At 59.9% G+C, this 22286-nt stretch carries 21 protein-coding genes and 1 tRNA gene; 16 read left to right on the forward strand and 6 right to left on the reverse strand.

Annotation, left to right across the window (positions count from 1 at the left end; translation table 11 throughout):
* The first annotated feature begins 4 nt into the window (after nt 1-4).
* From AC2I9W_RS07180 to AC2I9W_RS07195, 4 genes are all read left to right on the forward strand, one after another.
* Nucleotides 5-712, forward strand: a complete 708-nt coding sequence (locus tag AC2I9W_RS07180) for a winged helix-turn-helix domain-containing protein (protein WP_486409321.1) — start codon at nt 5-7, stop codon at nt 710-712.
* Between the two features lie 5 nt (nt 713-717).
* Entirely contained in the window at nt 718-2172 is a 1455-nt protein-coding gene (creC, locus tag AC2I9W_RS07185; protein ID WP_486409322.1) for a two-component system sensor histidine kinase CreC, read from the forward strand.
* A gap of 107 nt (nt 2173-2279) precedes the next feature.
* Nucleotides 2280-3713 carry a cell envelope integrity protein CreD gene (gene creD / locus AC2I9W_RS07190; protein ID WP_486409323.1) on the forward strand — a complete coding sequence of 478 codons (1434 nt, stop codon included), beginning with the start codon at nt 2280-2282 and terminating at the stop codon, nt 3711-3713.
* Nucleotides 3710-3991, forward strand: a complete 282-nt coding sequence (locus tag AC2I9W_RS07195; protein WP_486409324.1) for a hypothetical protein — start codon at nt 3710-3712, stop codon at nt 3989-3991. The genes creD and AC2I9W_RS07195 overlap by 4 nt, the downstream gene beginning before the upstream one ends.
* A 218-nt stretch (nt 3992-4209) precedes the next feature.
* Here the strand turns inward: AC2I9W_RS07195 and mutY are convergent, their stop codons facing one another.
* The 3 genes from mutY to mutM form a co-directional block, all read right to left on the reverse strand.
* Nucleotides 4210-5277 (reverse strand): A/G-specific adenine glycosylase, encoded by a 1068-nt coding sequence (gene mutY, locus AC2I9W_RS07200; RefSeq protein WP_486409325.1) that lies wholly within the window; start codon nt 5275-5277, stop codon nt 4210-4212.
* A 4-nt stretch (nt 5278-5281) separates the two neighbouring features.
* Complete coding sequence (locus AC2I9W_RS07205) at nt 5282-7279, reverse strand: dynamin family protein (RefSeq protein ID WP_486409326.1); 1998 nt, start codon at nt 7277-7279, stop codon at nt 5282-5284.
* A gap of 262 nt (nt 7280-7541) precedes the next feature.
* A complete protein-coding gene (gene mutM / locus AC2I9W_RS07210; RefSeq protein ID WP_486409327.1) occupies nt 7542-8375 on the reverse strand; it encodes a bifunctional DNA-formamidopyrimidine glycosylase/DNA-(apurinic or apyrimidinic site) lyase in 834 nt (277 codons plus the stop codon).
* 50 nt (nt 8376-8425) lie between these two features.
* Between mutM and AC2I9W_RS07215 the strand changes: the two genes are divergently transcribed.
* From AC2I9W_RS07215 to pth, 7 genes are all read left to right on the forward strand, one after another.
* Nucleotides 8426-10225: a tetratricopeptide repeat protein gene (locus AC2I9W_RS07215; RefSeq protein WP_486409328.1), complete on the forward strand. Its 1800-nt coding sequence runs from the start codon at nt 8426-8428 to the stop codon at nt 10223-10225.
* Entirely contained in the window at nt 10222-10740 is a 519-nt protein-coding gene (locus tag AC2I9W_RS07220; RefSeq protein ID WP_486409329.1) for a lipoprotein insertase outer membrane protein LolB, read from the forward strand. The genes AC2I9W_RS07215 and AC2I9W_RS07220 overlap by 4 nt, the downstream gene beginning before the upstream one ends.
* A 54-nt stretch (nt 10741-10794) precedes the next feature.
* The gene (gene ispE, locus AC2I9W_RS07225) at nt 10795-11658 is read left to right on the forward strand and encodes a 4-(cytidine 5'-diphospho)-2-C-methyl-D-erythritol kinase (RefSeq protein ID WP_486409330.1); all 864 of its coding nucleotides are present in this window, start codon (nt 10795-10797) and stop codon (nt 11656-11658) included.
* A 30-nt stretch (nt 11659-11688) separates the two neighbouring features.
* Nucleotides 11689-11765, forward strand: a tRNA-Gln gene (locus AC2I9W_RS07230).
* A 44-nt stretch (nt 11766-11809) separates the two neighbouring features.
* On the forward strand, nt 11810-12769 hold the full coding sequence (locus AC2I9W_RS07235; RefSeq protein ID WP_486409331.1) for a ribose-phosphate pyrophosphokinase: 960 nt from the start codon (nt 11810-11812) through the stop codon (nt 12767-12769).
* A 156-nt stretch (nt 12770-12925) separates the two neighbouring features.
* Nucleotides 12926-13552 (forward strand): 50S ribosomal protein L25/general stress protein Ctc, encoded by a 627-nt coding sequence (locus AC2I9W_RS07240; RefSeq protein WP_486409332.1) that lies wholly within the window; start codon nt 12926-12928, stop codon nt 13550-13552.
* 129 nt (nt 13553-13681) lie between these two features.
* Nucleotides 13682-14326, forward strand: coding sequence for an aminoacyl-tRNA hydrolase (gene pth, locus AC2I9W_RS07245; RefSeq protein WP_486409333.1), 645 nt, complete (start codon nt 13682-13684; stop codon nt 14324-14326).
* Between the two features lie 84 nt (nt 14327-14410).
* Here pth and AC2I9W_RS07250 read toward each other — a convergent pair whose 3' ends face one another.
* Nucleotides 14411-14671 (reverse strand): YfhL family 4Fe-4S dicluster ferredoxin, encoded by a 261-nt coding sequence (locus AC2I9W_RS07250; protein WP_486409334.1) that lies wholly within the window; start codon nt 14669-14671, stop codon nt 14411-14413.
* Nucleotides 14672-14953: 282 nt separating this feature from the next.
* Here AC2I9W_RS07250 and AC2I9W_RS07255 point away from each other — a divergent pair, with 282 nt between their 5' ends.
* From AC2I9W_RS07255 to AC2I9W_RS07275, 5 genes are all read left to right on the forward strand, one after another.
* Nucleotides 14954-15916: an ABC transporter permease gene (locus AC2I9W_RS07255; protein ID WP_486409335.1), complete on the forward strand. Its 963-nt coding sequence runs from the start codon at nt 14954-14956 to the stop codon at nt 15914-15916.
* 5 nt (nt 15917-15921) lie between these two features.
* Nucleotides 15922-16821, forward strand: a complete 900-nt coding sequence (locus AC2I9W_RS07260; RefSeq protein WP_486409584.1) for an ABC transporter permease — start codon at nt 15922-15924, stop codon at nt 16819-16821.
* An 18-nt stretch (nt 16822-16839) separates the two neighbouring features.
* The gene (locus AC2I9W_RS07265) at nt 16840-17865 is read left to right on the forward strand and encodes an ABC transporter ATP-binding protein (protein WP_486409336.1); all 1026 of its coding nucleotides are present in this window, start codon (nt 16840-16842) and stop codon (nt 17863-17865) included.
* Complete coding sequence (locus AC2I9W_RS07270) at nt 17862-18695, forward strand: ATP-binding cassette domain-containing protein (protein WP_486409337.1); 834 nt, start codon at nt 17862-17864, stop codon at nt 18693-18695. Before AC2I9W_RS07265 ends, AC2I9W_RS07270 begins: the two co-directional genes overlap by 4 nt.
* A 160-nt stretch (nt 18696-18855) precedes the next feature.
* Nucleotides 18856-20343 (forward strand): ABC transporter substrate-binding protein, encoded by a 1488-nt coding sequence (locus tag AC2I9W_RS07275; protein WP_486409338.1) that lies wholly within the window; start codon nt 18856-18858, stop codon nt 20341-20343.
* Between the two features lie 159 nt (nt 20344-20502).
* Here the strand turns inward: AC2I9W_RS07275 and AC2I9W_RS07280 are convergent, their stop codons facing one another.
* Together AC2I9W_RS07280 and AC2I9W_RS07285 are read right to left on the reverse strand one after the other, a co-directional pair.
* Complete coding sequence (locus AC2I9W_RS07280) at nt 20503-21150, reverse strand: LysE family translocator (protein ID WP_486409339.1); 648 nt, start codon at nt 21148-21150, stop codon at nt 20503-20505.
* Between the two features lie 202 nt (nt 21151-21352).
* Nucleotides 21353-22243, reverse strand: a complete 891-nt coding sequence (locus AC2I9W_RS07285; protein WP_486409340.1) for an EamA family transporter — start codon at nt 22241-22243, stop codon at nt 21353-21355.
* Nucleotides 22244-22286: the final 43 nt, after the last annotated feature.

The raw sequence follows: 22286 nt of genomic DNA on the forward strand, positions 1-22286 counted from the left end.
AGCCATGCCCGGCTTTAGCTCCTCGGCACCGCATGTGCTACTGCTTGAAGATGACCCTGCCATTGCCCGCACCATCTGCTATGCCCTTGAACGCGACGGCATTGCGGTAACCCACTGCCTGCTGATTTACGATGCCCGCCAGCAATGGAGCAAAAGGGCCTTTGATACGCTGCTCATGGATGTGGGCCTGCCCGACGGCAACGGCCTGGACTGGTGCCGCGAGTTGCGCTCTTCAGGCGACATCGCTCCCATTCTTGTGCTCAGCGCCCGAGGGGAGGAGATGGACAAGGTATTGGGACTTGAGCTGGGTGCCGACGACTACTTGAGCAAGCCCTTCAGCCCGCGCGAGCTGCTGGCTCGCACCCGAGCCTTGCTGCGCCGTTCAAGGCAATTTCAGCCTGCAGCCCTTACCCCGCCTGCGCAGGCACTTCAAATAGATGAGCAAGGACAGCGTGCACTGATTCACAACCTGGCGCTGGATTTGACTCGGCGTGAATACCAGTTGCTGCAAAGCCTGGCCAATGCAGACGGCCGCATCCTGAGCCGCGACACGCTGCTCGAGCAGGTCTGGGGCTTGAACAACGAAAGCACCGACCGCACGGTGGACACCCACATCAAAACCTTGCGCGCCAAGTTGCGCGAACACCTGCCCGATCAAGACATCATCATCACCCACCGCGGCTTGGGCTACAGCCTGACCCCACCTCGATAGCTGCCATGCGCCTGGGCCTGCGACTGTTTTTTGCCTTTTTCCTCATCAACGGTCTGGCCGCCTTTTTTGTGCTGCGGGTCTTCATGGTGGAGATCAAGCCCAGCGTGCGCAAGGTGACCGAAGACACGCTGGTCGAAACCTCTTACGCACTCGCCACACTGGTCAGCGCAGACATGGAACAAGGCCTGCTCCAGCCTGGCTCCAACAGTGCGTTTGCCAAGCAGCTACAGAACTACACGCAAAAGCCGATACAGGCCTGGATCTGGGACTCCCGCAAGACCACACTCGATCTGCGCATCACCGTGACCGATGCCAGAGGCATGGTGTTGTTCGACTCTCAGGGCAAGGATGAAGGTGCCGATTACTCGCGCTGGCGCGATGTCTATCTGACGCTGCGCGGCGAATATGGCGCCCGAACCACCCGTGCCGTCAAGGAAGACGAGTCCAGCAGCGTCATGTATGTCTCGGCCCCCATCATGGTGAACGGCCAGATTGCCGGGGTGCTGACCACATCCAAGCCCGCCAGCTCGGTACAAAAGATTGTGGATGGCGCTGAGCAGAAAATTTTGCGCGGCGGCCTGTTGTTTGTGCTCCTCTCCGCAGGCGTGGGCTGCGCCATCACCTTATGGTTTGTCATCCATGTTCGCCGGCTGCGCAACTATGCGCTGCAAGTACAGGCGCCCACACTCCACGAGGCCGCCCACCCTGTGCAAGCCATGCCACCAGCGCCCGTGCCCGATATGCCCGGAGAGCTGGGAGAGCTTGCCCAGGCCATGGACAAGATGCGCAAGCGCCTGGAAGGGCGTGACTATATCGAGGGCTATGTTCGCGCCCTGACCCATGAACTCAAAAGCCCGGTGGCCGCCATCCGGGGCGCTGGCGAGTTGCTGCAGGAAGAGCTGCCGCCGCAAGATCGCCTCATGTTTGCCAACCAGGTGGTCGAGCAAAGCCTGCGCCTGCAAAACCTGATTGATCAACTGCTGCAGCTCAGCCGTCTTGAGCAGCGTCAGCAACTGGACACCAGCCAGCACTGCAGCCTGCTTGAATGTGCCCGGCGGGCTACTGCAGCGTTGCAAAGCCATGCCGAGCAGCGCAGCATTCGCATCCACCTTCACGGCAGCGACAGCACCGGCCCCTGGGAGGCCGGACTGGTCACGCTGGCCATCAGCAACCTGCTGCAGAACGCACTGGATTTTTCACCCGATGGCAGCGTGATTTCTCTGGAACTTGCCCCGCACCGTATCACCGTCAGCGACCAAGGCCCCGGGGTTGCCGAGGCCCTGCTGGCCCGCCTGGGAGAGCGCTTTTTCACAACCCCCAGACCCAACGGTCAGCGCAGCGGCACTGGACTGGGGCTGTCCATCGTGACCCGCATCATGCACCTGCATGGAGGTGCCATGCAGGTGAAGAATCTGCATCCCGGCCTTGCTGTGACTCTGGACTTTGCTCCTCAAACTTAAGCTTTCTTGTGTTGGAGGCCACCACTTCACACTCACTTCACACACTTCATTCCCAGCACACAGTCACTGCAGACACTGCGCCCTGAACTTCATATCCAGGAGCACGCATGAAAAACCGACTGCTGTTCAAGACAGTCTCACTGCTAATCGTTCTGGCCTTGCTGATGGCTGGTCTGTCCATGATTCAAGACGTTGTGAAAGACCGCATACGCAACCGCGACTACGCGGTGCAAAACGTGGTCTCCAGCCTGGCCGGTGCGCAAACGCTCATGGGGCCGGCGCTGGTGCAGAACTGCACGGAAACCACCAGCACCCTCAACGGCAAAAAAGTGGAATACAGCACGAGTGAATTTCAGCGCATGCTGCTGCCCGATACGCTCCATCACGACGCCAATGCCAGCATGCAAGAGCTGTCTCGCGGACTGCACCACATCAACACCTATATGCTGCACGACCAGATCAGCGCCAGCTTTACCAACGCAGAGCAGCTTGCAGAGCTGCCCAAACCCAGCGAGCCCAATGCCGTCGTGCGCTGCAAAAAGGTTTATGCCGCGTTCGCGCTCAGCGACCCGCGCGGCATCCGCAGTGCAAGCCTGCTGGCCAATGGGCAAGAGCTGGGTGTCGAATCAGGAACACCGATGGAGCGTTACAACAAAGGTATACAGGCCGAAGTCGTCAACAGTCTGCTCAAAAAAGGAGAAGCCCTCAATTTAACGCTCAAGCTGCAACTGCTGGGCACCGAGCAAGTTGCCTTCAGCCCCATCGCCAACGAAAACAAGGTCACGCTAACGGGCGACTGGCCCCACCCCTCGTTTGGCGGCAGCTTTCTGCCCAGCCGGCGCGAGATCACAGACAGCAGTTTTACCGCCAGCTGGGAGCTGTCTTCTCTGGCCACCTCGGCCAGCACCGCCTTTAGCCGCCAGCAACGCCTGTGCCCAAGCGGCGGCTCCGATGGAGCCGAGGCCTATGCCATCTCTGCAGCGCGCGGCCATGACGACAGCGGCCCCTGCCTGGAGACCATGAGCACGGAGTTCATCAACCCCGTCAACATCTACTCTCTGAGCGAGCGCGCCACCAAATACGGCATTCTTTTTGTCATCCTGACCTTTGTGGCCGTCGGCCTGTTTGAAGTGCTGAAAAAGCTGCGCGTACACCCCGTGCAATACCTACTGGTCGGCTCTGCACTGAGTAGTTTCTTTCTGCTGCTCATCAGCTTGTCCGAACACCTGGGCTTTGCCACGGCCTACGCCATTGCCGCCAGCGGCTGCGTTGCGCTGCTGGGCTTTTATGCCAGCCATATTCTGGGCAGCATCAAGCGCGGCCTGCCATTTACTCTGGCCATCTCCGCCTTGTACGGCTTGCTTTACGTGCTGCTGCAGCTGGAGCAGACCGCGCTGGTCGTTGGCTCTCTGGCTTTGTTTGGCGTGCTGGCCCTGGTCATGATCTGCACCCGCCATGTGGACTGGTATGCCTTTGGTCGCAGCGAAGGAGAGGCGGCAGGCAAGACCCGCGAGACCACCACACCCAAGGAGCTGCCATGACCCCCACCTCCTTGTCCCCAGAAGTGCAGGCCTGGCTGCAGCTTTCAGCGCAGCATCTGCTCAATGAACACCCTCAGATCTGTGCGCAGTCCTTCCAGCAACAGTGGCTGCAGGCCCAGAGGCTGGGAGATCGATCTGCGCAACACGCATTGCGCGAGCAAGTGACTGCGCTTGGAAAACGGCTGCAAAGTCAGCGCAGCAGCCCTCACGCCAAAGCCTCGTGGCTGGCTTTGATGGGCTTGCGCTGCTCCATGCTCATGCCCAGGCTGCGCTTCTGAAAACGTTAGCCCATCGCATCAATGCATATCAAGCTTCATAAAAGCATTTATAAACAGGAGCACAGGGCGCTTTCCCTGCAATGATTTCCAATAGTTTCCTATCGGAAACTTATATACAGCAAGCGCTATCAGCTCCTTTTTTTATAAAGATCCTGCAAATGCTCCAACAAAAAAGGTGATGCATGACATCACCTTTTTCGTGCGCAGGTCCATGTGCCTCAAGCCAGCTCGGCATCCAGCAGCTTGCGCACCGGCGCGGGCAAGCCCAGATCACTCCACTCCTGGGCATTGGCCCAGCAGGCTTGCTGCTCTTCAGAAGCCAGAGCAGCCGCCCCTTGCCGGACAGGGACCAGCACTGGATGCAAGTGCAAGTCCTTATGCGTCAGCACATGCAAAAAGCCGGGCAACTCTTGCCAGCTCTTTTCCTCGCTGTGCGGCCAGGCCGCTTGTGCAGCGCTCTTCAAGCTCTCATAGCTGTCAAATACTTGCGGGCTATAAAGCCCCGCCCAGATGCCGGCCTGAGGTCGCTTGTGTAGCAGCACACGTCCCTGCTCATCCATCGCCAGCAGCAGCCACCAAGCCTCCGCACTGCGTTTGACTTTGCGTGTGCGCACGGGGTAGCGCTCGGGGTTGCCTGCTTGCGCCGCTCTGCATTCAGTCTGCAAAGGACAGACCAGACAAGTCGGATTGCGGGGCGTGCAAACGCTGGCACCCAAGTCCATCATGCCCTGGGTATAGCGCGGCATGGCCTCGTGCAAATTGTCATGCGGGCAAAGCAGCTGCGCGTATTCCCACAGCTGCTTTTCATTTCTGGACTGCGCCAGGTCACCATCAAACGCCAACACACGCGTCAGCACGCGGCGCACATTGGCATCCAGAATCGGCACCCGCTCGGAAAAGCAAAACGACGAGATGGCACTGGCGGTGGAGCGGCCAATACCCGGCAGCGTCGCCAGCTCCTCAGCCGTTTTCGGAAACGCCCCGCCCCATTGCTCCACCACCATCTGCGCGCATTTATGCAAATTGCGCGCACGGCTGTAGTAGCCCAGGCCGCTCCACAGCGCCAGCACGGCATCTTGCGGTGCTGCCGCCAGGCTGGCCACATCGGGAAACGCATCCAGAAAACGCTGGTAATAGCCCAGCACGGTTGCGACCTGAGTCTGCTGCAGCATGATTTCAGACAGCCAGACGCGATAGGGGTCGCGGGTTTGTTGCCAGGGCAAATGATTGCGGCCATGACTGGCCTGCCACTGCACAACGGCGGTGGCAATTGAGGGAAGAGTCAAGATGTCAAACTACCAAATTGATGTCCAGCGGCATGGAGGCAGGCTGCTGGCGCTCTGCGCGCAGCGGCTCCAGTAGCTGCGCCGATGCACTGATCAGCTGCGTCTGCAGCGAGCCAAGACGGGCTTGTGCATTCTCCATTTCGGTAATGCGCTCCTCCAAGTCTGTGGCAGCGCCGCTGATGCGATCCACTGCTTCCAGGCGGCGTGTGTAGCTGCGTTTGCGTTCGCGCAATTGTGCATCGACAGGCGCCGTCAGGGATTTGCTCCACATCTCCACGTCGTTCGAAGCCGCCTCGAACACCGTGCGCAAGCGCAGCGCCAAGGCCTTGATCAGGCGCTGAGAAAAATCAGCGCCGCTGAGCTTGAAGGTATTACTCAGCCCCAGGTACTGGGTGTAGCTGCCTTCGATGCTGCGCAGGTCATCCGTGAACTCGGACAGCACAAGTGGAGGCGGTGACTGCAACGAGAATCCGAACTCGGCATTGAGGTCCTTGAAAGCGGCACTCATCATGGCCTGCACTTCATCGGCCTGCGCCTGCACCTTGGCAGATACGGCATTCAGCCGCTCAAACGTCTGCTCATAAACCTTGCGCAGACCCAGCTTGAGGCCGCGCTGGTCCAGCGCCAGTTTCAGCTCAGCCAGCTCAGCCTTCAACGTGGATGAGCTCAGCAGCTGGAACAGCTCCTTGAGCATGCGCATATGGATATTGCGCATGGCCTGAATGCGGCTGGCGCTTTGATCGAACTCTTTGTGCTCCGCCTCGATGCGGGCTCGCATGCTGGCAATCACCGTCGCATTCTTGCCGCGCAGTCCGCACAACTCGGCCAATTGATCATCGAGATCACTGCGGCGCATGTTGATCACCCGCTCGACCTGCAACTGCAACTGCTGCACATTGGTGCGCACTGCTGCCTGAAGCACTTTCTGGCGCTGCCCCATGATGCCGTTGGCCAGAAGGTCCTCAAACGCGGGCAGACCACTGGCCTGCAGCAGGCTTTCGTTGTGGCCCACCTTAGCCACCAGCCCTTTTTGGGCCGACACGGGCAGCACGCGCTCCACCGGAACTCCCAGTAACTGAGCGGAGTCCTGCTGCTGACGACGCAATTGCGCCTGCACCTGAGCCCCTGAGCTAAGGCTGTCCCACAGCGTATCGACCTTGTTGAGGACAACCAGACGCGAGGCAGCAAGCAGCTCGTCGCCACCCGCCTTGCCCGCACCTGCTGGCAGTACATGATCACGCCAGATGGCCAGATCGGACTTGGTCACCCCCGTGTCGGCGCCCAGCACAAACACCACGGCATGCGCCTGAGGAATCAGGTTGACCGTCAGCTCCGGCTCGGCCCCCACTGCGTTCAGCCCCGGCGTGTCCAGAATCACCAGCCCCTGCTTGAGCAAGGGGTGGGGCATATTGATTAGTGCATGACGCCACATGGGCACTTCCACCCAGCCATCAGCGTCCACCATGGGGTTGTCCGCCTGATCATCATCACTCCAAAAGCCCCAGGCTCTTGCCTGGTCGATAGACACCTTGCGCACTTCCGCCACCTTGGCCAAGGTATCGGCAATCTGCTGGGCATTGGCAATATCCAGCGGGTGCAATACCCATGCATCAGTGCGTATGCGCCATTGCCCCAGGCTCTGGGGGGACTCGCGAGTATCTATGGGCAGCAGTCGCAGACAGGGCTGCAGCTCCGGCTCCCAGGCCAGCTCCGCCGGGCACATGGTGGTACGACCCGCGCTCGCCGGCATGAGGCGGCGCCCATAGTGGGCAAAGAAAATCGCATTGATCAGCTCGGACTTGCCACGCGAAAACTCTGCCACAAAAGCGACCATGACCTTGTCGCTGCGCATCTGCTCTTCCAGCCGCTGCAGACGCTCCTGCACCGACGAGTCCAGCAAATCCTGGCTCATCAACCACTCGCGCAGCTCCTGCAGCTGAGTGGCGAAGCTTCGTCGCCACGCGCCATACTGGCCAAACTGCTCATTGAATGAAGCTGTCACGTCTACCCCTCTTGTTGATTTGAGTCTTCGGGCCAGCCTCAGCTGCCGATGCGGTCAATATATAGCACGGCCTCTTTACCGCCTTGGGTACCCAAAGAGCCTGCTCTCTCGCGCAGCGAAGTATCTGTGGATCAGCGCCGCTGCTGTCCCCGATACCCTCTCAGCTGAAAAAGCTCTGAGCCAGATCAAGCATTTCCATTGTTTTTACTCAAAAAGGCCAGAACCTTTACCAAGCAAGCGCTATACGCTATGAATTTTAAAGTTACTTAGCGACCCGCTGACAGCGTGCGCAGTAATACGTGCTGCGCTGCCCCTGTCGCATGAGTTGAATGGCTGCATCACAGTGCGTGCAGGGCTGTCCATCTCGGCCATACACCTTGGCCTGCAATTGGAAATGCCCTTCCATGCCATTGGCTGCCGAAAAGTCACGCAAGGTGGTACCTCCCTGCTCCACAGCCAGAGCCAGCACATTGCGAATGGCTTCGTACAGAACCTTGGCCTTGCGCGGCCCTACGTCGCGCGCTGCAGTGGCGGGGTGAATGCGCGAAAGAAACAAGACTTCAGAGGCATAGATATTGCCGACGCCAACCACCACGCTCCCACTGAGCAGTAATTGCTTGATCGGCGCACGGCTGGCGGCCAGCCCTGCACGGAAAGCGGCCAGCGAAAAGTCATCGCTCAGGGGCTCCATGCCCAGATGATCAAGCAGCTTGCGAGCCAGAGCATCACTTTGAGCCGGTACATAAATGACCGCCCCAAAGCGACGCGGATCATGCAGACGCAGCAAGCCACGTGAAGTCTGCAAATCAAAGTGATCGTGGGAGCCCGCCGCTCCCAAAGGCTCTTCATCACTGCCAACGAAACGTAAGCTGCCCGACATCCCCAGATGAACCAGCAGCAAACCTTCGCTCAAATCCAGCAACAAATATTTACCGCGCCGACGCACTCCCAGCACCACGCGCCCCACCAGCTCCTCCGGGCGCAATCCCAAAGGCCAGCGCAAAGGCTTCCCCAGCGTCGCGTGCTCTATGCGGGCACCCGCAATGCGATCCGCAAAAGAACGTCGCGTAACCTCGACTTCGGGCAACTCAGGCATGCAACCTCATCTTCACCAAGTGTTCAACAAGCTTGGATTATTATGAGCCGATGGTTCATCCTCTTCGTTTCCAGGGACTCGCCGTGGCCGCCGCTTTGGCCATGGGTTCGGCAATCGCTTCCACCCTGCCCGCGTCCACCGTTTCCCGTCCGCTTGCTCAACAAGCTCAGGCCAAGCAGCTCAGCGATCTTGAGCAAGCCGCAGAGCAAGAGCAAGAGCAGGCTGCACTTTCGGCAGAACTGTTCTATGAAATTTTGGTCGGCGAAATGGCGGCCCAAGCCGGCGCCCTGGGCGATGCCCAAGCGCTGATGATGGAAGCCGCGCGCAGCAGCAACGATGAAAAGCTGTATCGCCGCGCCACAGAGCTGGCCCTGCAATCGCGCTCAGGTGATCGGGCCCTGCGCAATGCCCGCGCCTGGCTGGAAGCCTACCCCGAATCACGAGATGCCAACCGTGCCATGCTGCGCATTCTGGTGGCCCTGAACCGTATTGCCGACTCCGCCAGCCATCTGCGCCGGGAGGTCGAGCTGACGCCCGAGGCCAATCGCAGCGCCATCTTCCTGGGCATTACGCAGCTCTACAACAACGCCTCCGACAAGCCTCTGGCCGCCGATATCGTGGAGCAAGCGCTTCAGGGCAACTTCCAAGACCCCAAAAACGGCCCCATGGCCTGGGCCACTGTCGGTCACATGCGCTTGATTGCCGGACAAAAGCCCGCCGCTCTACTGGCTTTGCAAAACGGAGCCAAGCTCAGCCCAGAGTCGGGAGCGATTGCCCTGCTGGCCATGGAGTTGCTGGAGTCGGGCTCAGCCGAGGTCGAGCCACTGGTTCAACGCTATCTGGAAAAGAACCACTCTCCCCAGCTACGCATCACCTATGCCCGTGTGCTGCTAGGACAAAACCGCAATGCGGATGCCAAGGCCCAGCTGCAGCGCACCACCCGAGAAGCGCCGGAGTTTCCCGAAGCATGGGCCATGCTGGCCAATCTGCAGTTGCAGGATAACGAGCTGGATGCCGCCGAAGTTTCTCTGACACAGTTCAACGCACTGCTGCCCAAGCTCCCCGACGGAGTAGGCCGCAACGCAGGAGAGTCGCAGTTTTATCTGCTCAAAGCCGAGCTGGCTGAAAAGCGCCAGCATTACGAAGAGGCTGACAACTACCTACAGCGCATTCCCGATTCCGCCAACCTGCTCAGCGTCCAAGCGCGTCGTGCCGATCTTCTGGTGCGCCAAGGCAAGATTCCAGAGGCCCGAGCGCTGATACAGGCCATTCCTGCCAACGGTCCCAACCAGAAACGCCTCAAGCAAGTCGCCGAGGTGCAATTGCTGCGTGCCGCAGGCCTTCACCAAGAGGCCTATGCCCTGCAAGCTCGCTTGCTAAGTCAGTATCCCGGCGACGTGGAGCTGAGCTACGACACGGCCTTGCTTGCCGAAAGAGTGGGGAAATTCGATGAAATGGAGCGTCTGCTGCGCGACATCATCGAGCGCAAGCCCGACTTCCAGCATGCCTACAACGCGCTGGGCTACTCCTATGCGGACCGAAACATCAAGCTGGAAGAAGCCAAAACGCTGGTCCAGAAAGCCTTGGACATGGCTCCCGGAGACCCCTTCATCACCGACAGTCTGGCCTGGGTTCACTTTCGTCTAGGCAACTTGAGCGAAGCCGAGAAGCTGCTCGAGCAAGCCTATGCCACACGCCAGGATGTAGAGATCGCCGCTCACCTGGGTGAAGTGCTCTGGGCACAAGGCAAGCAAGAGCGTGCGCTTCTCATCTGGCGCCAAGCGCTTCAGACCGACAGCCGCAACAGCACCTTGCAGGAAACACTTCAGCGCCTCAAAGTGAAACCATGATGCGCCTGTCTTTCTTGGTGAAGTCTCTTCCTGCCCTGAGCCTGGCATGTGCGGCCCTGCTCAGCGGCTGCGCCCAGCCTGCACGTCAACTGCCAACGGATGCCTCCAGCAGCAACCATTGGTCCGGGCGCATGGCCCTGCAAGTCCAGGATGCACAGCAGCAATCTTTCAGTGCCAGCTTCGAGCTTCAGGGCAAGCCCGAAAGTGGCACCTTGCTGGTTTTCAGTCCACTGGGCTCCACCATTGCCCGCCTGCAATGGACGCAGTCTGGCGCCAGCTTGCAGCAGGGCGACCAGCTGACCCAGTCTGACTCCCTGCCGGAGCTCATCACCCAAATGACTGGCAGTGACATTCCCGTCGCTGCGCTGTTCGACTGGTTGCAAGGAAAAAATACGGTTGTGAGCGGCTGGCAGACCGACCTTTCCCGGGTCAGCGAAGGCCGCCTTCGCGCAGACCGTGTCAGCCCGCCTCCGGAAGCCTCCTTGCGCATCGTCCTGGACCAGGACCCTCGCTGAACCCATGCCACTCTGGTGCTATCGTTGCACCGTTTTCACTGACAGATACACGCCATGCACTCGCTTTATGACGTGCCGGCCCCGGCCAAGCTCAACCTCTTTTTGCACATTACGGGCCGCCGTCCCGATGGCTACCACCTTCTGGAGTCGGTCTTCATGCTGATCGACTGGCATGACGTTCTGCATTTCGAGCGCATGTCGAGCAAGCAGATCAGCCGCGAAGATCTCAACGGCATTGATCTGCCTGCAGACGATCTCATTACTCGTGCAGCCCGCGCCCTCCAAGAGGCTACTGGCTGCACCCAAGGTGTGCATATCGGCGTCGAAAAGCATTTGCCTGCGCAAGCTGGCATGGGCGGCGGCTCCTCCGATGCTGCAAGCACGCTGATAGCTCTCAACCGTCTCTGGAACCTGAACCTTTCGCGCCAAGAACTTCAGCGCATCGGCCTGAAACTGGGTGCCGACGTGCCATTCTTTCTCTGCGGCCACTCAGCCTGGGTCAGTGGAATTGGTGAAATCATCACCCCTCTTGCTGGCCGCAATGCCCTGCCCGAGCAGCAATTCATCGTGGTCAAGCCCGAAACAGGACTGGAAACCGGAAAGATTTTTTCCAGCGACTTGCTAAAGCGCGACACAAAGCACGCTACAATCGCCGACTTCGCTGCAGAGCACTTTGGCTTTGGCCAAAACGACTTGCAGCCAGTCGCCGAAAGCTTGGAGCCCGAAGTCACTAGAGTCAGAACATGGCTCGAATCACTTCAACTGCATGCTAGAATGACGGGCTCAGGAAGTGCAGTATTTGCACCGATCACGCAGATCATCGACACAAATAGTGCACCGCGCACATGGAAGGTCAAAATCTGCAAGAATCTTGAAATTCATCCGCTTTCAAGTTGGGTTTCAGATCAAAAGTTTTAAGGCTTTTTGTTTCCGACAGAACGCCTGTGTAGGGGAGTCGCCAAGTTGGTTAAGGCACTGGATTTTGATTCCAGCATGCGAAGGTTCGAATCCTTCTTCCCCTGCCAAACATCTTCTTGCGTCAAAGCAACCCACAGCACTGGGACGCACAATGCACTCACATCACTCTGATTTCATGGTCTTCACAGGCAATGCCAACGCTGGCATGGCCGAAGAGATTGTTAAGCACCTTGGCACTACCCTGGGTGCTGCTGACGTTGGCCGTTTCTCCGATGGAGAAGTCGCGGTCGAGATCAAGCAAAACGTTCGCGCTCGCGACGTTTTCGTGGTCCAGTCCACCTGCGCCCCCACCAACGACAACCTGATGGAGTTGCTGGTGATGGTTGATGCCCTCAAGCGTGCATCGGCCGAGCGCATCTGCGCCGTCATCCCCTACTTTGGCTACGCTCGTCAAGACCGTCGCCCTCGCTCCAGCCGCGTGCCCATCACCGCCAAGGTGGTGGCCAACATGCTGCAGGCTGTGGGCGTTGAACGCGTGCTGACCATGGATTTGCACGCCGACCAGATTCAAGGCTTCTTCGACATCCCCGTGGACAACATCTACGCAACTCCCGTGTTGCTGGGTGACCTGCGCCAGAAGAACTACGAAGACCTGATCGTTGTGTCCCCCGACGTGGGCGGTGTGGTGCGTGCTCGCGCCCTGGCCAAGGAACTGGGTTGCGATCTGGCCATCATCGACAAACGTCGCCCCAAGGCGAACGTGTCCGAAGTCATGCACGTGATCGGCGATATCGACGGCCGCAACTGCGTGATCATGGACGACATGATCGACACCGCAGGTACGCTGGTGAAGGCTGCCGAAGTGCTCAAGCAGCGCGGCGCCAAGAACGTGTACGCCTACTGCTCGCACCCCATTTTCTCGGGCCCTGCTCTGGAGCGTATCGGTAACGGCTCGGCTCTGGACGAAGTGGTTGTGACCAACACCATTCCTCTGAGCCCCGCTGCCCAGCAGTGCGGCAAGATTCGCCAGCTGTCTGTCGCCGGCCTGTTTGCCGAGACGATTCACCGCATTTCCACCGGTGATTCGGTGAGCAGCCTGTTTACCGCTTAAAATCTCAGGTTTTTCGGCCTTGAGCCCAAGCAAACCTCCTTCGGGAGGTTTGCCGCGTTCGAGGCCACCGTAAGAATCCAGGGCCTTTCTCGTAGGTACAGATTCTTTTTTCAATCGGGTGAGACTGGTCGCGGTCCACCCCTCTAGGAGTTAGTTATGCAAATCGTCGCCACAGAGCGCGCTAAGCAAGGTACGGGTGCGAGCCGCCGTCTGCGTCTGTCGGGCAAGACCCCTGGCATCGTTTTCGGTGCTGGTGAAGCCCTGATGATCGAAATTGATCACAACTCCCTGTGGCACGCTGTGCACAAGGAAGCTTTCCACTCCAGCATTCTGGACATGGAAATCAACGGTCAAGTGACCAAGGTTGTGCTGCGCGACGTGCAGTTCCACCCCTACAAGAAGCTGATTCAGCACGTGGACTTCCAGCGCGTTGAAGCCTCCACAAAGCTGCACATGAATGTGCCCCTGCACTTCGAAGGTGCGGAAGAGTCTCCCGCCGTCAAGAGCGAGAACTGCACCGTGACTCCTCTGATGCACGAGCTGCAAGTCATTTGCGAGCCTGCAAACCTGCCCGAGTTCATCAAGGTGGACCTGAGCAATCTGACTTCCAAGTCTGTGCTGGGCCTGCAGTCCGTGAAGCTGCCCAATGGCGTGAAGGCTGTGGTGCGTGGCGCCAACAAAAACCCCGCCGTGGTCTCCATCAAGTTGCCTGAAGTGGCTCCTGCCGAAGGCGAAGCAGCAGCAGCTCCCGCAGCAGCTCCTGCCAAGAAGGGCAAGAAGTAATTCTTGTGACCTCGGTACAGCGCCCGGCGCTGTACCCAAAGAAAAGGCCCACCTCGGTGGGCTTTTTCTTTGGGTCCAAACAGACCTGCTCCGGCAGCCTGCCTTTGTTCAGAAGAAGATAATCACCACATGATCAAACTGTTTGTCGGCCTCGGCAACCCTGGCCCGGAATACGAAGACACGCGCCACAACGCAGGTTTCTGGTGGATTGATGCACTGGCTCGCGAGCTCAAGGTTAATCTGGTCCCCGAGCGCAGCTACTGGGGACTTATGGCTCGCACCTCCATCAACGGCCAGAACATCTGGCTGCTGGAGCCCCAGACCTTCATGAACCTCTCGGGCAAGTCAGTGGGAGCACTGGCACGCTTTTTCAAGATTCAGCCCGAAGAGATTCTCGTCGTGCACGACGAGCTGGACTTCGAGCCCGGCGTGGTCAAGCTCAAGCATGGCGGCAGCCATGGCGGCCACAACGGTCTGCGCGATATCCATGCGCAGCTGGGCTCACCCAACTACTGGCGCCTGCGCGTAGGCATAGGCCACCCCGGCAACAAGGGGGAAGTCGCCAACTGGGTGCTCAAAAAACCTGCCCCCGATCAGATGAAGCTGATCGAAGATGCACTGGCTCATTCACTCAAAGCCTGGCCAGAGCTGGTAGCCGGCCAGATGGACAAAGCCACTTTAGCCATTCACACCACCAAGGCGCCCCGCCCCAAGCCACCCCGCAAGCCGGTGCCCGATGCTGCTGCGGCCCCTGCAGCTGGTGACAAGGCTTGAGCCTAAGCACTGCAAAAAACGAAACAGCTCCTATTAAAGGAGCTGTTTGCGCTTGATATAGATAGATTTCAGCGATAAAAGAGCTTAACTCTCTTTCTTCGCCTGCGTAAGCAGCTCATATTTTTTAAGCAATACCTCACGACTCTCAATGAATTCGGGGTTCACAGGAATGCAGGCCACAGGACAAATCTCCACGCATTGAGGCTCATTGAAGTGGCCCACACACTCCGTGCACTTATGCGGGTCGATCTCATAGAACTCCTCGCCCATGGAGATGGCATCATTCGGGCACTCGGGCTCGCACACATCACAGTTGATGCATTCATCGGTAATCATCAATGCCATATCATCCTTTCCCCCTGAGGCGCTGCGCGCCTTCCCCAAAGGGGACGACAGCCTCGGTGCGGGGCGGCCCTTCCTCGCTGTCCCTGGCTTGGGATGCGCCGTTGTTGAGGGCTGCCTATATCCATCCATTATTCAATGGTCATATTATCCAGCGCGCAAAGAGACAGCTCTGCGCGTCAGGCAAAGCCCGGGGCCATAGCGCGACGCGGCACAATTGCCGCTATGCTGCGCAGCACATTGCATGTCTGCTCCTTTTTCAATAGATAAACCTCGCCTGAAGCCATGAGCGTCTTTCTGCTCAAACGCCTGCTCACGCTGCTTGCCACCTTGCTCGGTGCTTCCATCGTGGTCTTTGCCGTGCTGGAAATCCTGCCCGGCAATGCCGCCCAGATGCTCATGGGCCCCGATGCCGAGCCTGAGGCCGTGACAGCTCTGACGGTGAAGCTGGGCCTGGACCAGCCCGCTTTGACGCGTTATGCCCATTGGATCAGCGGCTTGCTGCACGGCGACATGGGCATCAGCTACGCCTATGACTCCCCGGTGGCCGACCTGGTCTGGGAGCGACTGCTCATTACCGTGCCGCTGGCCATCATGGCCATGCTCATTAGCGCCGTAATGGCCATCGCTGCCGGCGTGTTTGCCGCGGCCCACCACAAGCGCTGGGGCGATGTGGGAGTGATGGGTCTGGCCCAGATTGGCATTGCCATTCCCAATTTCTGGTTTGCGATTCTTTTGATCCTGCTGTTTTCGGTCAAGCTGCAATGGTTCTCTGCCGGCGGCTTTCCAGGCTGGAGCAAGGAAGAAGGCGGGGGCTTCTGGCCCGCTCTGCAGGCCCTGCTGCTGCCCGCGGTTTCGCTGGCCGTGGTGCAGGCTGCCATTCTGGCGCGCATCACCCGTTCTGCCGTGCTGGAGGTGCTGCGCGAGGACTTTGTACGCACCGCCCGCGCCAAAGGCTTGTCACGGGGTGCCGCGCTCTGGGGCCATGTGCTGCGCAATGCCATGATCCCCGTCATCACCGTCATGGGCCTGCAATTCGCCAGCCTGCTGGCGGGCACCATCGTGGTGGAAAACGTGTTTTACCTGCCGGGCCTGGGCCGGCTGATCTTTCAGTCCATCTCCAACCGCGACCTCATCGTGGTGCGCAACTGCGTGCTGCTGCTGGCCGCCATGGTGGTGGTGGTGAACTTTGTCGTCGATGTGCTGTATGCCGCCATCGACCCTCGCATCAAGGCCAGCGACATATGAAAGAGATGAGCGCCCAAAGCAATAGTGCTGCGCCCGGCTACCCCACACGCGCCATCAGCCGCACTCAGCCCCAAAGCTTTGCTCAGCGCGCCCTGCAGCACCGCAGCTTTGTGCTGGGCGCCATCCTGACCGCCCTGCTGATTGCCGCTGCCCTGCTGTCTTTTGTCTGGACGCCCGGCTCGGCCTATGAACCGGACATGGACGCCGTCCTGCAAGCCAGCAGCAGCCAGCATTGGCTGGGTACCGATGCCTATGGCCGCGACACGGCCTCACAAATCCTGATCGGTGCCCGTGCCTCCATTGCTGTCGGCCTGATCGCCGTGGGCATTGGGCTGACGGTGGGCGTGATTCTGGGCCTGCTTGCCGCCGCACGCCGAGGCTGGCTGGAAGAGTTCATCATGCGGCTGGCGGACTTTACCTTCGCCTTCCCCGCCCTGCTCTCTGCCATCATGCTCACGGCTGTGTATGGCGCCAGCATGGTCAATGCCATTGTTGCCATCGGCATCTTCAATATTCCTACGTTTGCGCGCATCACTCGCGCTTCGGCCAATGCCATCTGGGCACGCGACTATGTGCTGGCCGCGCGCGCCTGCGGCAAAAGCCGCACCGCCATCACACTGCAGCATGTGCTGCCCAATATTGCAGCCGTGCTTGTCGTGCAAGCCACCATTCAGTTCGCCCTGGCCATTCTGGCCGAAGCCGCCCTGTCCTATCTGGGTCTGGGCACACAGCCGCCTTTGCCCTCGTGGGGGCGCATGCTCAGCGATGCCCAGACTCTGATGTACCAGGCTCCGCTGCTGGCCGTCTGGCCCGGCATGGCCATTGCCCTGTCGGTGCTGGGCCTGAACCTGCTGGGCGATGGTCTGCGCGACCTGCTGGACCCACGCCTGACCCGCGAGCGCTAAGGCGCAGGAATACCGTTCATGGCCTTGCTTGAAGTCTCCAACCTCTCCATACAACTGCAGACCCACCGAGGCCTTGCGCTGGCCGTGCGCGATGTGAGCTTCACCCTGGAGCGTGGCGCCACGTTAGGCCTGATTGGCGAATCAGGCTGCGGCAAGTCACTGACTGCGCTGGCCCTGATGGGCCTGCTGCCCGAGCACGCACAGGTTGAAGGCAGTATCCGCTTGGGTGGTCAAAACCTGCTTGAGCTCAGTGAACGCCAGCTCTGCGGCCTGCGCGGCAATCGCATGGCCATGGTGTTTCAAGAGCCCATGACGGCTCTCAACCCGCTGCACAACATAGGCTGCCAGGTGGCAGAGCCTCTGCGCCTGCACTTGGGGCTGAGCCGCGCCCAGGCCCGTTCCCGAGCTACCGAATTGCTGGAGCGCGTAGGCATTGCCCAGGCCGTGCAACGGCTTGACGACTATCCGCATCAGTTCTCGGGCGGACAGCGCCAGCGCATCATGATTGCCATGGCTCTGGCCTGCGGCCCCGATCTGCTGGTGGCGGACGAACCCACCACGGCGCTGGATGTGACGGTGCAGCAGCGCATTCTGGACTTGCTGCAAGAGCTGGTGGCCGAGCACTCCATGGCCCTGCTTCTGATCAGCCACGACCTGGGCGTGATTGCCCAGAACGCCGAGCAACTGCTGGTCATGTATGGTGGCACCGTCGTCGAGTCCGGCATGACGGAAGCCGTCTTCGCCCGGCGTGCCCACCCCTATACCCGCGGGCTGTTTTCCGCACGCCCGCAGCTTCAGCAAACGGCTGCGGGGCATCTGCCCACCATTGCCGGAGCTGTGCCCGAGCTGGTCGATCTGCCTGCCGGCTGCCCTTTTGCCGGGCGCTGCAGCTATACGCAGAGCAACTGCTACAGCCAGCTGCCACCGGTACACACGCTGCACCAGCCCAGTGCCCCTGCACCCGCTTCGCTGGCCTCCTGGCGCCAGCCGCATCTGGCGCTTTGCCTGTATCAAGCCGCCCTGCAGCCCGGAGCAGAGCAATGATCCCTTCCTCCTTCAACGCTACCGAAAAAGAAGCTGACAGCGCAATGCTGCTAAGGGTTAGAGCACTAAAACGCTCTTACTCTCGCACCCGCACATCGCTGTGGCACAAGCCCGAGCCTCTGCAAGCACTGCGCGGCGTGAGCTTTGAGCTGGCTGCCGGACAAAGCCTGGGCGTGGTGGGTGAGTCAGGCTCCGGCAAATCCACCCTGGCAAGACTGGTGATGGCGTTGGATACGCCCACGCAAGGCTCGGTCGAGTTGCTGGGCCGTAATCTGCATCAGCTGCCTGAAAAAGAGCTGCGCGCTGCCCGGCGCGATTTTCAAATGGTGTTTCAAGACCCTTACGGGTCTCTGGACCCGCGCATGACGGTGGAGCGCATCGTCAGCGAGCCACTGGTAACTCTGGCAGAAAAGCTCAGCCAGACCGAGCAGCACCAGCAGGTCATGAACGTGCTTGATCAGGTGGGTCTGCGCGCACCGGATGCGGACAAGTACCCGCATGAATTCTCTGGCGGCCAGCGCCAGCGCATTGCCATTGCCCGTGCACTGATTACACGGCCCAAGCTGATCGTGGCCGACGAGCCGGTCAGCGCCCTTGATGTGTCCGTGCAGGCCCAGGTGCTCAACCTCATGCAGGATCTGCAACGCGAACTGGGCCTGTCCTATCTGTTCATCAGCCATGATCTGGCCGTGGTCCAGCATGTCTGCGATCAGGTCATCGTGCTGTATCAAGGCGAGATTGTGGAACGCGGCACACCGCAAAAACTGTTCTCAACCCCAGAGCACCCCTACACGCAGGCCCTGGTCAAGGCCGCCCCACGCGTCCTCTAAGAGCACAGTTGTTCACACTCGCCACTGCGATATGTCAGCAAGCGGCATGGACGCGCTCTCGTCTGGTGTAAAAACACAGATGAAACAAGTCCCGCCTGACGCGGTGACTTGCAGCGCTTTTACAGGCCTATGTGACCTGCCCCTTCGGAGACTTTGTTAGATGCTCAATCGCCGCTCCTTGCTGGCCAGCTCGGCTGCCAGCTTGCCCTTGTTCACTGCCTGGCCCGCGCTGGCACAGGCCAGAAAAGACAGCGTCACCCTTGCCATGACGCTGGAGCCCCCTGGACTGGACCCCACGGCCGGGGCTGCTTCGTCGATTGCCGAAGTCGTGCTCTACAACATCTTCGAGACGCTGACCAAGATCAACTCCGACGGCAGCGTCTCGCCACTGCTGGCCGAGAGCTGGGAAGTGTCTTCCGACCTCAAGACCTACACCTTCCGCCTGCGCAAGAATCTGAAGTTCCAGAATGGCGAGCCCTTCAACGCGGCAGCCGTCAAGTTCTCGTTTGACCGTGCCGCCGCCGACAAAAGCACTAACAAGGACAAGCGCACCTTCGCCAACCTGGACACCAAGGTCGTTGACGAGCACACCGTGGTGCTGACCCACCACGAAATCGACCCCGACTTTCTGTTCATGATGGGCCAGGCCACGGCCATCATCGTCGAGCCCAAGAGCGCAGCCACCAATGCCACCAAGCCTGTGGGCACCGGCCCTTACAAGCTGGCCTCCTGGGCCCGAGGTGCATCGGTCACGCTGGCAGCCTGGCCCGACTACCACGCAGCCCAAGGCATTCGCATCAAGCGCGCCGTGTTCCGCTTCATCCCCGACCCTGCTGCGCAGGTCGCCGCCCTGCTGGCCGGTGACGTGGATGCCTTCCCACGCGTCTCTCCGCGCAGCGTACCGCAGTTCAAGGCCAGCCCGCGCTTTCAGGTCGTGGTCAGCAACTCGCGCGCCAAGACCATTCTGGCCATCAACAATGCGCGCAAGCCGCTGAGCGACATTCGCGTGCGCCGCGCCATTGCTGCCGCCATTGACCGCAAGGCCATCATTGCGGGCGCTGCCGACGGCTATGGCGTGCCAATCGGCAGCTACTACGTGCCCACGGCCTTTGGCTATGTGGACACCACGGGCGTCAACCCCTTTGATCTGGAAAAAGCCAAGGCATTGATGGCCGAAGCCGGCATCAAGACCCCGTTGAAGCTGACCATGACGCTGCCCCCTGCGCCCTACGCACGCCAGGGCGGTGAGTTGGTTGCTGCGCAGCTTGCCAAGATCGGCATTCAGCTCAAGCTGCAGAACGTGGAATGGGCGCAGTGGTTGTCAGGCACCTACACCAACAAAAACTACGACCTGACCCTGATCTCCCATGTGGAGCCTTTTGATCTGGGCAACTTTGCCAAGCCCGATTACTACTGGGGCTACCACTCCAAGGAGTTCGATGAGCTGTTTGAAAAGATCAAGCACACACCGCGCCCCGCTGACCGCGCCCGCCTGATTGGCGATGCCCAGCGCCTGCTGGCTCGCGACTCGGTGCATGGCTTCCTCTACACCCCGCAATGGGTGACCGTGGCCGACAAAAAGCTGCGCGGCCTGTGGAAGGACATGCCCGTTTTTGTGAACGACCTATCTTCTTTATCTTGGGGATAAAGCAGTCTTTGGCACTGGGCGCTCACGGAAATACTGGCGCGCCCAAAGTCAGAGACAGCGAGGAAGCGCCGCCGCGCACCGAGGCTGTCGTCCTCCTCCCTTAGTGCGAAGCGCGTAGAGAGGGGCAAGCGGCACAGCCGCTCAGGGGTGTCGCGATGACTATCGTTGCACCAGCATCAGACGCAAAGCCAAAGCGCCGAACACGGTGGCGGCAATGCGGTTGAGCCAGCGCTGGGCGTGCGCCGAGCGCTGCAATATTTGGCCGAAAAGTCCCGAGAAGCAGGCAATAGAGCCAAAGACCAGCCAGGCTGACAGCATGAAGACCCAGCCCAGCACCATGATCTGCAGCGGCACGCTGCCGCGGCTAGGGTCGGCAAACTGGGGCAAAAAGGCCAGAAAGAAGATCAGCACCTTGGGGTTGGTCAGGTTCATGACAATGCCGCGCCCCATCCAGCCCAAGGCCGATTGCAGCGTCAGCACATCGCGCTGTGGCTGCGCCTGTGCGGTCGCGCTGACCTGCACCGGCGCACGCCATGCGCCCCAAGCCATATAGAGCAAGTAGGCCGCGCCGCAGACCTTGAGTGCCATGAACAACATGGGCGATGCTGCCACCACCGCAGCCAGCCCCAAGGCCACGGCCGCTGTGTGACCCACAATGCCAATACAAAGCCCCAGCACCACACACAAGCCCACGCGCCAGCCGCGCTGAGCCGATTGCACCAGCACAAACAGATTGTCCGGCCCCGGGCTCAAGCCCAGCAGCACGGCCACGCCAAAGAAGGCCATCAGAACATCCCAGGTCGGCATCGTCAAAGCTCTTTCAAAACAATAGCTGCCTGCGCTTTTGCAGCAAGGGTTAGAGGGCTTTTTTGCATATAAGAGCCGCCAACACAACCCTTGATACGTCGTTGTTTCGCCTTGTCGTACTTATGTACTGCCTTCGGCTTCACGCCTCATCTCAAACGCAAACCTTCGGTTTGCTGGGTAGTGCTAGCGACTCTAAACACTGTCAACCTAAGCCCAGCGCCGTCACCCCCAGCGCAATCATGATCGCGCCCGTAATACGCAGCCCCCTGTCCCCCTCACCCAGCAGCTTTCCGCCAATCAGCGCGGCAAACAGCATGGAGACCTCTCGCGCAGGCGCCACGTGCGAGATCGGCGCGCTTTGCACCGCATACAGCACAAGTACATAGGCAATAGGGCTGAAGAAGGCCACCACGGCCGCATAGCGCCACTGCACACGCCACAGGCGCTTGGTCTCGGGCCAGTCCTTGGCTGCCAGTGGCGCCAGAATCACTAGCCGGATGAGGTTGCCCATGTAGTCCACCAGAATCGGAGACATCAGCAGCATCTTGACCGCATAGCTGTCCACCACCGTGTAGCTGGCAATGAACATTCCTGTCAGCAGGCCGTAGTACAGACCGGCCAGCACGCGCCGCCGGGCCTCCACATTCTTGCCATCACGAATGGCGGCAATCATGCGCGGGCCGCCTGCAATCAGAAACACGCCCAGCACCACAGCGGCAATGCCGGCAGCGCCCAGGGTGGAAATTTTTTCGCCCAGAAACAGCACTGCCACCAGAGATGACATCAGCGGCCCGCTGCCCCGGGCCAGTGGGTAGACCACGGTGAGATCCGCCACCCGGTAGCCGCGCAGCAGCACCACGAAATAGGCCACATGCAGCACGGCGCTGGCCGTGACAAAGCCCCACTCCATCCAGCCCCAGCCCGGCACAGCGTCCTTGCCCAGCCACCAGCCCAGCGGCGCCCAGATCAGCGCATTGAAGACCGAGACATACAGCGAAAAGCGCGCATCGCCGCCCGCCTTCTTGGCCACGATATTCCAGCCCGAGTGAATCAGGCCAGCCAGAATGATGAGAGTGAATGCTTGCAGAGACATGGGAGCCAGAAATGCAAAAGGCCGCGCGATGCGCAGCCTTTTG

It is taken from the genome of Comamonas sp. FUJ_7, from assembly GCF_057369555.1.

Bases quoted from the DNA above. Each gene is read 5' to 3' on its own strand.
- AC2I9W_RS07195 (WP_486409324.1), top strand. From the start codon at position 3,710: ATGACCCCCACCTCCTTGTCCCCAGAAGTGCAGGCCTGGCTGCAGCTT.
- AC2I9W_RS07250 (WP_486409334.1), bottom strand. From the start codon at position 14,671: ATGGCATTGATGATTACCGATGAATGCATCAACTGTGATGTGTGCGAG.
- creD (WP_486409323.1), top strand. From the start codon at position 2,280: ATGAAAAACCGACTGCTGTTCAAGACAGTCTCACTGCTAATCGTTCTG.
- AC2I9W_RS07265 (WP_486409336.1), top strand. From the start codon at position 16,840: ATGGCCTTGCTTGAAGTCTCCAACCTCTCCATACAACTGCAGACCCAC.
- pth (WP_486409333.1), top strand. From the start codon at position 13,682: ATGATCAAACTGTTTGTCGGCCTCGGCAACCCTGGCCCGGAATACGAA.
- AC2I9W_RS07280 (WP_486409339.1), bottom strand. From the start codon at position 21,150: ATGCCGACCTGGGATGTTCTGATGGCCTTCTTTGGCGTGGCCGTGCTG.
- mutM (WP_486409327.1), bottom strand. From the start codon at position 8,375: ATGCCTGAGTTGCCCGAAGTCGAGGTTACGCGACGTTCTTTTGCGGAT.
- AC2I9W_RS07180 (WP_486409321.1), top strand. From the start codon at position 5: ATGCCCGGCTTTAGCTCCTCGGCACCGCATGTGCTACTGCTTGAAGAT.
- AC2I9W_RS07215 (WP_486409328.1), top strand. From the start codon at position 8,426: ATGGTTCATCCTCTTCGTTTCCAGGGACTCGCCGTGGCCGCCGCTTTG.
- ispE (WP_486409330.1), top strand. From the start codon at position 10,795: ATGCACTCGCTTTATGACGTGCCGGCCCCGGCCAAGCTCAACCTCTTT.
- AC2I9W_RS07270 (WP_486409337.1), top strand. From the start codon at position 17,862: ATGATCCCTTCCTCCTTCAACGCTACCGAAAAAGAAGCTGACAGCGCA.
- AC2I9W_RS07255 (WP_486409335.1), top strand. From the start codon at position 14,954: ATGAGCGTCTTTCTGCTCAAACGCCTGCTCACGCTGCTTGCCACCTTG.
- AC2I9W_RS07285 (WP_486409340.1), bottom strand. From the start codon at position 22,243: ATGTCTCTGCAAGCATTCACTCTCATCATTCTGGCTGGCCTGATTCAC.
- AC2I9W_RS07235 (WP_486409331.1), top strand. From the start codon at position 11,810: ATGCACTCACATCACTCTGATTTCATGGTCTTCACAGGCAATGCCAAC.
- creC (WP_486409322.1), top strand. From the start codon at position 718: ATGCGCCTGGGCCTGCGACTGTTTTTTGCCTTTTTCCTCATCAACGGT.
- AC2I9W_RS07240 (WP_486409332.1), top strand. From the start codon at position 12,926: ATGCAAATCGTCGCCACAGAGCGCGCTAAGCAAGGTACGGGTGCGAGC.
- AC2I9W_RS07260 (WP_486409584.1), top strand. From the start codon at position 15,922: ATGAGCGCCCAAAGCAATAGTGCTGCGCCCGGCTACCCCACACGCGCC.
- AC2I9W_RS07220 (WP_486409329.1), top strand. From the start codon at position 10,222: ATGATGCGCCTGTCTTTCTTGGTGAAGTCTCTTCCTGCCCTGAGCCTG.
- AC2I9W_RS07275 (WP_486409338.1), top strand. From the start codon at position 18,856: ATGCTCAATCGCCGCTCCTTGCTGGCCAGCTCGGCTGCCAGCTTGCCC.